The organism is Pseudomonas protegens, assembly GCF_003732485.1.
GTDB classification, from domain to species: Bacteria; Pseudomonadota; Gammaproteobacteria; order Pseudomonadales; family Pseudomonadaceae; genus Aquipseudomonas; species Aquipseudomonas protegens_B.
Map to the genome: position 1 here is coordinate 43,491 of NZ_MOAK01000045.1, position 8,139 is coordinate 51,629.

General features: G+C 67.0%; 8 protein-coding genes. 6 read left to right on the forward strand and 2 right to left on the reverse strand.

The window, feature by feature from the left end:
* The 6 genes from BLX41_RS11125 to BLX41_RS11150 all read left to right on the forward strand — a co-directional run.
* Window positions 1-437: flavin reductase family protein (locus BLX41_RS11125; protein ID WP_148059714.1), on the forward strand; the 437-nt coding region annotated here is incomplete at its 5' end.
* A gap of 8 nt (window positions 438-445) precedes the next feature.
* A complete protein-coding gene (locus tag BLX41_RS11130) occupies window positions 446-2,116 on the forward strand; it encodes an FAD-binding protein (RefSeq protein ID WP_123724913.1) in 1,671 nt (556 codons plus the stop codon).
* Window positions 2,104-2,871 (forward strand): glucose 1-dehydrogenase, encoded by a 768-nt coding sequence (locus BLX41_RS11135; protein ID WP_123724914.1) that lies wholly within the window; start codon window positions 2,104-2,106, stop codon window positions 2,869-2,871. The genes BLX41_RS11130 and BLX41_RS11135 overlap by 13 nt, the downstream gene beginning before the upstream one ends.
* 2 nt (window positions 2,872-2,873) lie before the next feature.
* Complete coding sequence (locus tag BLX41_RS11140) at window positions 2,874-3,965, forward strand: 2Fe-2S iron-sulfur cluster-binding protein (RefSeq protein ID WP_404942763.1); 1,092 nt, start codon at window positions 2,874-2,876, stop codon at window positions 3,963-3,965.
* Window positions 3,966-4,066: 101 nt separating this feature from the next.
* On the forward strand, window positions 4,067-4,813 hold the full coding sequence (locus BLX41_RS11145; RefSeq protein WP_072452559.1) for an SDR family NAD(P)-dependent oxidoreductase: 747 nt from the start codon (window positions 4,067-4,069) through the stop codon (window positions 4,811-4,813).
* Window positions 4,814-4,970: 157 nt separating this feature from the next.
* On the forward strand, window positions 4,971-6,545 hold the full coding sequence (locus tag BLX41_RS11150) for a FadD3 family acyl-CoA ligase (RefSeq protein ID WP_123724915.1): 1,575 nt from the start codon (window positions 4,971-4,973) through the stop codon (window positions 6,543-6,545).
* 205 nt (window positions 6,546-6,750) lie between these two features.
* Here BLX41_RS11150 and BLX41_RS11155 read toward each other — a convergent pair whose 3' ends face one another.
* Both BLX41_RS11155 and BLX41_RS35075 read right to left on the reverse strand, forming a co-directional pair.
* Window positions 6,751-7,629: an SDR family NAD(P)-dependent oxidoreductase gene (locus BLX41_RS11155; RefSeq protein WP_123724916.1), complete on the reverse strand. Its 879-nt coding sequence runs from the start codon at window positions 7,627-7,629 to the stop codon at window positions 6,751-6,753.
* The coding region (locus BLX41_RS35075; protein ID WP_259744692.1) for an FAD-binding protein at window positions 7,626-8,139 on the reverse strand (514 nt) is incomplete at its 5' end. The genes BLX41_RS11155 and BLX41_RS35075, both read right to left, overlap by 4 nt.

Genomic DNA, 8,139 nt, shown 5'->3' on the forward strand with positions numbered 1-8,139 from the left:
GCAACGGCGCCGAGCGCTTTGCCATGGCCGCCACCGCGGTGGACTCACTGAGCACCGAGCCGCCATCGCTGCTGATCTGCATCAACAAGAGCGCCTCCTCCCACGCGGCCCTGGCCACCGGTGCCGGGTTCTGCGTGAACATCCTCGGCCTGGAGCAGCAGGCCCTGGCCCACCTGTGCAGCGGCGCCATCAAGGGCGAGGCACGCTTCAGCAGCGGCAACTGGCTGACCAGCGACGACGGCATTCCCTACCTGGGTGACGCCCAGTCGGCGATTCTGTGCCGCCAGGACGGGCACTTCAGCTATGGCACCCACACCGTGTTCATCGGGCGTATCGTGCGCATCCATACCAGCCCCAGTATCACCCCGCTGGTCTACCTCGACGGCCGCTACACCACCACCGCCCAGCCGGCCCAAGCCCAGGCCTGCGCCGGTTGATTCGGGACATGGACTGCCGCGCGCCGCTGCGCATCGACACTCACGCCCCGCCCCACTGGGACGACGCCTGTGACTGGCTGGTGGTGGGCTTCGGTGCCGCCGGAGCCTGCGCCGCCATCGAGGCCGCCGAGCAGGGCCTGCAGGTGCTGGCCCTGGACCGCTTTGCCGGCGGTGGCGCCAGCGCCCTCAGCGGCGGAGTGATCTATGCCGGCGGCGGCACGCCCTACCAGCGCCAGGCCGGCTACAACGACAGCCACGAGGCGATGTTCAACTACCTGCGCGAGGAAGTCGGCGATGCCGTCGGCCAGCGCACCCTGGCCGACTTCTGCGCCGCCAGTCCCGGGCAACTGCAATGGCTGGAGCGCCAGGGCGTGGCTTTCGAAGCCAGCGTGCCACCGCACAAGACCTCCTACCCCAGCGACCGCTTCTATCTTTATTACTCGGGCAACGAAGCCCTGCCGCGCTATGCCGCGCTGGCGGCCCCCGCTCCCCGAGGCCATCGCTGCAAAGGCCCGGGCCTGTCCGGTGCGCACCTGTTCCAGGCGCTCAAGGACAGCGCCCTGGCCAAGGGCGTGCGCCTGCAGAGCCAATGCGCGGTACGCCGCCTGGTGGTCGACGATCAACAGCGGGTGGTCGGCGTCGAAGCCTGGCGCCTGGCTCCCGATAGCCGCGCCGCGCGCCGCCATGCACGCCTCGAGCGCTGGGCCCAGGCCCTGCACATGTATGTTCCGGCCCTGGCCCGCCACCTGCGCAAACGGCAACAACGCATCGAAGCCAGCAGCGCCGAACGCCGGCTGATCAGCGCCAGAAAAGGCGTCCTGCTGAGCGCCGGCGGTTTCATTCTCAACCGCCTCTGGGTGGCCGAGCATGCGCCGCGCTACCTTGCCGGCCTGCCCCTGGGCGCCGGTGGTTGCGACGGCAGCGGCATCGCCCTGGGCCAGAGCGTGGGCGCCGCTGTCGCGCGGATGGACAAGGTCAGCGCCTGGCGTTTCATCAACCCGCCCCTGGCGTGGGCCCGGGGCTTGATCGTCAATGGCCAGGGCCAGCGCTACGCCAACGAAGAGCAATATGGCGCCACCCTTGGCCAGGCGATGGTCGAACAGCAGCAGGGGCGTGCATTGCTGGTGCTCAACCGGACACTGGTGCGCCAGGCCCTGAAACAGATAGGCCCGGGCCAGGTCTGGCAGTTCCAGCGCCTGCCAGTGCTGCTCAACCTGCTGTTCAACGCCCGACGGAGCAACGACCTGGCAACCCTGGCCCGGCGCTGCGGCCTGCCGGAGCAGGCCTTGAAAGATAGCGTCGAGCGCTACAACCAGAGCGCCCGGGGCGAATGCGCCGATCCGTTTGGCAAGTCTGCGGCCATGCTCGCCTCCTTGGAACAGGGCCCCTGGTATGTCCTCGACCTGTCCTTTGCCAGCCGCCTGTTCCCTTGCCCGGTGATCACCCTCGGCGGCCTCAGGGTCTGCGAACGAAGCAGCCAGGTGCTGGATGTCCAGGGCACACCGATCGCCGGCCTCTACAGCGCCGGGCGCAACGCCGTGGGCGTCGCTTCCAACCTCTATGTGTCGGGCCTGTCTCTGGCCGACTGCATCTATTCCGCGCGCCGGGCCGCCCGTCATGTGGCCGGGCAAACCGCGGCTCAACCCGCACCATCAGGAGAATCACCATGCAACGTGTAGAAGGCAAAGTCTGCATCGTCACCGGCGCCGCCAGCGGTGTCGGCCGTGAGGACGCCCTGCTGCTGGCCAGCCAGGGCGCCAAGGTCGTACTGACCGACGTGAACCAGGAAGCCGGCCACCAAGTGGCTGCGCAGATCGGCGAAAACGCCCTGTTCCTGGCCCACGACATCACCCGCGAAGACGACTGGCAGCGGGTGGTGGAAACCACCGTGCAGCACTTCGGTCGCCTCGATGTGCTGGTCAACAATGCGGCGATCCTGGCCATGGCCAGTATCGAGGACACCTCCCTGGAGCTGTGGCGCAAGGTGCTGACCGTCAACAGCGACGGCTATTTCCTGGGCTGCAAGTACGCCATCGCAGCGATGAAGCACAGCGGCGGCGGCTCGATCATCAACATGTCCTCGGTGGCGGCCCTGGGCGGTCTGCCGCTGTTCTGCGCCTACTCCGCCTCCAAGGGCGCGGTGGCGGCAATGACTCGCTCCGTGGCCGTGCACTGCAAGCTGCAGGGCTACCGCATCCGCTGCAACAGCGTGCACCCGGACGGCATCAACACACCGATGACCCAGGCCCTCATCGGCGGCCAGTCGGTGCCCCAGGAAACCCTCGACCAGGACCCGATGAACCGCATGTGCGCGCCGCGTGATGTGGCCAACGCGGTGCTGTTCCTGGCCAGCGACGAGTCGCGCTTCGTCAATGGCGCGCAGATACTCGTCGACAACGCGCAACTGATCAGCGGGATCTATGAGCCGAGGTGAAGATGGGCACGCCAATGTTCAACGCCAGCGTATCGGATAGCGCCGCATCGGCCGCTGGCAGCTATCGCCTGCAGGTGGCCGCGGTGATCGAGGAAACCGCCGACGCCCGCTCCCTGGTGCTCGATGTCCCCAGCGAGTTGCGTGAGCGTTTTCGCTACAAACCGGGGCAGTTCCTGAGCTTTCGCGTGCCCTGTGCGGGCCAGTTGCTGACCCGCTGCTATTCCATGGCCAGCTCGCCCCTGTGCGATCCACAGCCCAAGGTCACGATCAAGCGTGTGGCCGGGGGCCGGGTATCGAACTGGATGAACCAGCAGGTGCAGGTCGGTGACTGGCTGGAGGTGCTGCCCCCGGCCGGGCACTTCTGCCTGGAGAACAATGCCGATAGCGACGAGCAGCGTCCGCTGGTGCTGTTCGGCGGCGGCTCGGGCATCACCCCGGTGTTCTCCATCCTCAAGTCGGTGCTGCACGCCGGGCGCCGGCCGGTGACCCTGGTCTACGCCAACCGCGACGAAGCCTCGGTGATCTTCAAGGACGAACTGCAACAGCTGGCCCGGACCCACGAGCCGCGTCTGGAAGTCCTGCACCTGCTGGACTCGGTTCAGGGTTTCGTCACTGCGGCCCAGGTTCGCCAACTGCTGCATGCGCGCCGGGGCGGCGAGTATTTCATCTGCGGCCCGGCGCCCTTCATGGACACTGTGGAAAGCACCCTGCTAGACCTGGGTGAGCCACGCCAGGCGATCCATGTCGAGCGCTTCCTGTCGCCGCCCGACCCGCAACCCCAGGCACAGCAGGAGGTCGAGCACGCCGCCGGGCAGTCCTGCCAGAGCCTGACCGTCGAACTCGACGGCCAGGCCCACAGCCTGGCCTGGCACCCGGGGCAGACTCTGCTGCAAAGCTGCCGGGCCGCCGGGCTGGAGGTGCCGGCGTCTTGCGAGGAAGGCATCTGCGGCGCCTGCATGTGCCGGGTGGAACAGGGCCGCACACGGCTGGCCCACAACGCCGTGCTCAGTGCCCAGGAGTTGGCCGATGGCTGGACGCTGGCCTGCCAGAGCCACCCCGACACGCCGGTGGTGCGGGTGCGCTTTCCGGATTAGGGGCGCCTGCGCCTCTAGTCTCAACGGACGACCCGGCAGCGCCGGGCAACGATTAGACTCGACCGCCAGGATTGGCCTACAACAATAAAAGAGGTGTATGCATGGCTCGGTTGCAAAACAAGGTCGCGGTGGTCACCGGCGCGGCTTCAGGTATCGGTCTGGCCTGCGTCCGGCGCTTCGCCGCGGAGGGTGCCCAGGTGGTGGGGCTGGACATCGGCAACGCACCGGCGGACTTTCCCGGGCGCTTCATGACCCTCGACGTGCGCGACGAGGCCCAGGTCGAGCAGGTGATGGAAGAAATCATCGGCCACTATCGCCGGGTCGATGTGCTGGTCAATGCCGCGGGCGTCGCCGACCAGGGCAGCGTGACCCAGACCAGCACCGCCAACTGGCAACGGGTGCTGGACATCAACCTGACCGGCAGCATGCTCACCAGCAAGTACCTGCTGGGAGCCATGGAGGCGCAACGCGGCGGCTCGATCATCAACATTGGCTCGATCTTCGGCCTGCAAGGCTGCGACGGCAATGTCGCCTACAACGTGTCCAAGGGCGGTATCAACCAGCTGACCCGCTCCATGGCGGTGGACTACGGTTACGCCAACATCCGCGTCAATGGCCTGTGCCCGGGGCTGATCGAAACGCCGATGACCAGCATGGTCCGCGAGCAGGCCGAATTCCACGCCTACTTCGCTTCCCAGCACATGCTCAACCGTTCCGGGCAACCGGAAGAAGTGGCCGCCGTGGCGCTGTTCCTGGCCTCCGACGAGGCCTCTTTCGTCAGCGGCCAGATGATCGCCGTGGATGGCGGTTTCTCTGCCGGCCGCCGCTTCGCGCCACCGCCAGCCTGAGTGGTTAGAGCCTGTTCACGATCTAGCGAGCGACGCTCAGGCATTTTTAACGCCGCATGAGCTAAGCGCAGCAGATCGTGAACAGGTTCTTAGCGGCCTGGCTCTCTGCCAGGCCGCCTCCCCCTTCGTTCAACAATCCTCTGCCTGAGGTGGCACCATGCCGTCTGCGCTCAACGCTCCCACCATCGCTCATCTGTTCGCCCGGGCAGCCCTGGCCTACGGCGACCGCCCGGCCATCGAGGACGCCGGCAGCATCAGTTACCTGCAGCTCGACCGCCTGCGCCAGCAGGCCGCCCGGGCCTTGCTGGCCCTGGAGGTCAAGGCCGGGGACCGGGTGGCGATCTGGGCCCCCAATACCTGGGAGTGGATTGTCGCCGCCGGCGCCCTGCACAGCGTCGGCGCCGCCCTGGTGCCGCTCAACACCCGGATGAAGGGCAACGAGGCCGGCTATATCCTGCGCCAGAGCGGCGCCTGCGTGCTGTTCGCCATCGGTGAGTTCCTCGGCGTCGACTATCCGCAGATGCTCGCCGGCGAAAGCCTGCCTGAACTGCGCCAGATCATCAGCCTGCGCTCGCCCTCGCCGGCGGCCCTGGACTGGGACAGTTTCATGGCCCTGGCCAGCCGAGTGCCCGGCAGCAGCCTGCGCCTGCGTCAGGAGCAGCTCGGCCCGCAAACCCTGTCCGATGTACTGTTCACCTCCGGCACCACCGGCAAGCCCAAGGGCGTGATGACCAGCCATGGGCAGAATCTGCGGGTAGTGCGCGACTGGAGCGAGGTGGTCGGCCTGGGCGAAGGCGATCGCTACCTGATCGTCAACCCGTTCTTCCACTCCTTCGGCTACAAGGCGGGCTGGCTGGCGGCACTGATGCGCGGTGCGACCATCATTCCCCAGCAGGTGTTCGACGTCGACGCGGTGCTCGAATGCGTGCAGCGCCAGCGCATCAGCGTGCTGCCCGGCCCGCCGACGCTTTATCAGTCGCTACTGGCTCACCCCCGGCGCGATGCCTACGATCTGTCCTCACTACGGGTGGCGGTGACCGGTGCCGCGGTGATCCCGGTGGACATGATCGGACGCATGCGCGACGAGCTGGGCTTTGCCACCATCGTCACGGCCTACGGCCTGACCGAAGTCTGCGGTTTCGCCACCATTTGCCGCCCCGGCGACGATCCGCTGCGAGTCGCCCAGACCAGCGGCCGGGCGATGCCCGGGGTAGAGGTGCGGATCGTCGCCGCCGACGGCCAGTGCCAAGCGCCCAATGTCCCCGGGGAAATACAGATTCGCGGCTACAACCTGATGCAGGGCTACCTCAACGACCCGCAAGCCAGCCAGGAAGTGCTGGACGCCGATGGCTGGCTCAATACCGGTGACGTCGGGGTCCTCGACGAGCAGGGCTACCTGCGTATCACCGACCGCCTCAAGGACATGTTCATTACCGGCGGTTTCAACGTCTACCCGGCAGAAATCGAGCAGTGCCTGCTGAAGTTTCCCGGGGTGGCCCAGGCGGCGGTAATAGGTATACCGGACGAGCGCCTCGGCGAAGTGGCCATGGCCTTTGTCCTGGCCACGCCGGGACAACTCCTGGAATCGACAGCACTGCTGGGCTGGTGCCGGGAACAGATGGCCAACTACAAGGTGCCGCGACGAATCCAGATACTGGAAGCCATGCCGCTGAACGCGGCGGGCAAGGTGACCAAGCAGGTGTTGCGCCAGTGGGCCGAAAGCCGCAATTGAGGGTGGCGAGGCGCGTCCCTCCTGGGGACGGGCCAGCCTGCGGAGCCTGACTGCCGCGTTTTTGCCGCCGCTTTGCGCGGTGCCTGTGGAACGCCTGAATCAATGTGCGAGTGCCGAAACCCGGTGGCTGGCATTGGGCCGGCTCCGCCCCCCGCGGGAGCAAGCTCCCTCGCCACCGGCTGATTTGCGCTCGTTGCGCCGGGGTTTATATCACTCGCGCCGGATGCTGGCGTCGGGGCTCGCCCAGCAATGAGCGATGGGACGGCGGCTGACGCCCCTGATCCTCGCTGATGCCATAGCCCGGGGCGATTTCCGCGGTGATCAGGGTCTGCCCGGACAGGCTCATCAGCCCGGGGTCATTGAGCAGCGCATGAATGATCCGGCCGTTGAACTGCGGGGTCTCGGCGTCCGCGAGAAAGGCCTGGTACTGCTCGCCGTGGTGCTCGCCGACAATCCGCGTGCGCTCGGTCAACTGCGGCCCCAGCCACAGGGACAGCGCCGCCACGCCACGCCCTTCAAAATCGATTGCCATGTCCGCCGCCAGCTTGTCGCAACCGGCCTTCTGCGCTCCGTAGGCGGGGCCGTGCATGTAGCAGCCGGCGCCGAACGACGAAGTGAAACAGACCAGCCCCTGGGCACTGCGCAGCAACAACGGCGCGGCGTAATAACTGGCGATGTAGGCCGAACGCAGGCCGACATCGAGGATATCCACCAACTCCAGAGGCTTGTCCCAGAACGGCCCGGGCTCGATCAAGCGCTCATGGATGGCGGCCACGTTATTGACCAGCAGATCGAGGTGGCCGGCCTCCTCGGCGATCCGCGCAAACAGTGCCTGCACCTGGGCGTCGTCGGCATGCTCGCAGACCACCGGGATGCCCCGGCCACCGGCGGCGGTAATGGCTGCCGCGGTGTCCGCCAATGAACCTTGCAGCGCCTGTTCATAAAGCCGTGCCCCGGCCTTTTCCGGCGCACGCCCGGTCACATAGACGGTCATGCCCTGTGCCCCGAGGGCCAGGGCGATGCCACGGCCCACGCCGCGACTGGCACCGGTGACCAGGGCCACCTGGGGTTGCTTGCTCTTCATTGACTGCTCCTTGCCAGAAAGGACGCCGGCTGCGACTGGCGCAGGCTTTGCGCCTTGATGTGATTGGCGGCGATATAGCCGAAAGTCATCGCCGGGCCGATGGTCGAGCCGGCTCCCGGATACGTGCGCCCCATCATCGATGCGGCGCTGTTGCCGATTGCGTAAAGGCCGAGGATCGGATGGCCGTCCTCGTGCAACACCCGGGCGTTGGCATCGGTCAGCAGGCCGCCCTTGGTGCCAATGTCCCCGGCATCCACCCGCACCGCGTAGAACGGCGCCTTGAGCAAGGGCGCCAGGCAAGGGTTGGGGCCGACGTGGGGGTCGCCGTAGTAGCGATCGAACAGCGACTCGCCCTTGTTGAAATCCTGGTCCCGGCCCTCCCGGGCCATGATGTTGAAACGCTCGATGCTACGCATCAGGCCCGGGCCGTCGATGCCGATCTGCGCCGCCAGGTCCGGCAGGCTGGCGGCCTTGTAGAAGTAGTCCTGCAGGTGTTCCGGCAGCCGCCAG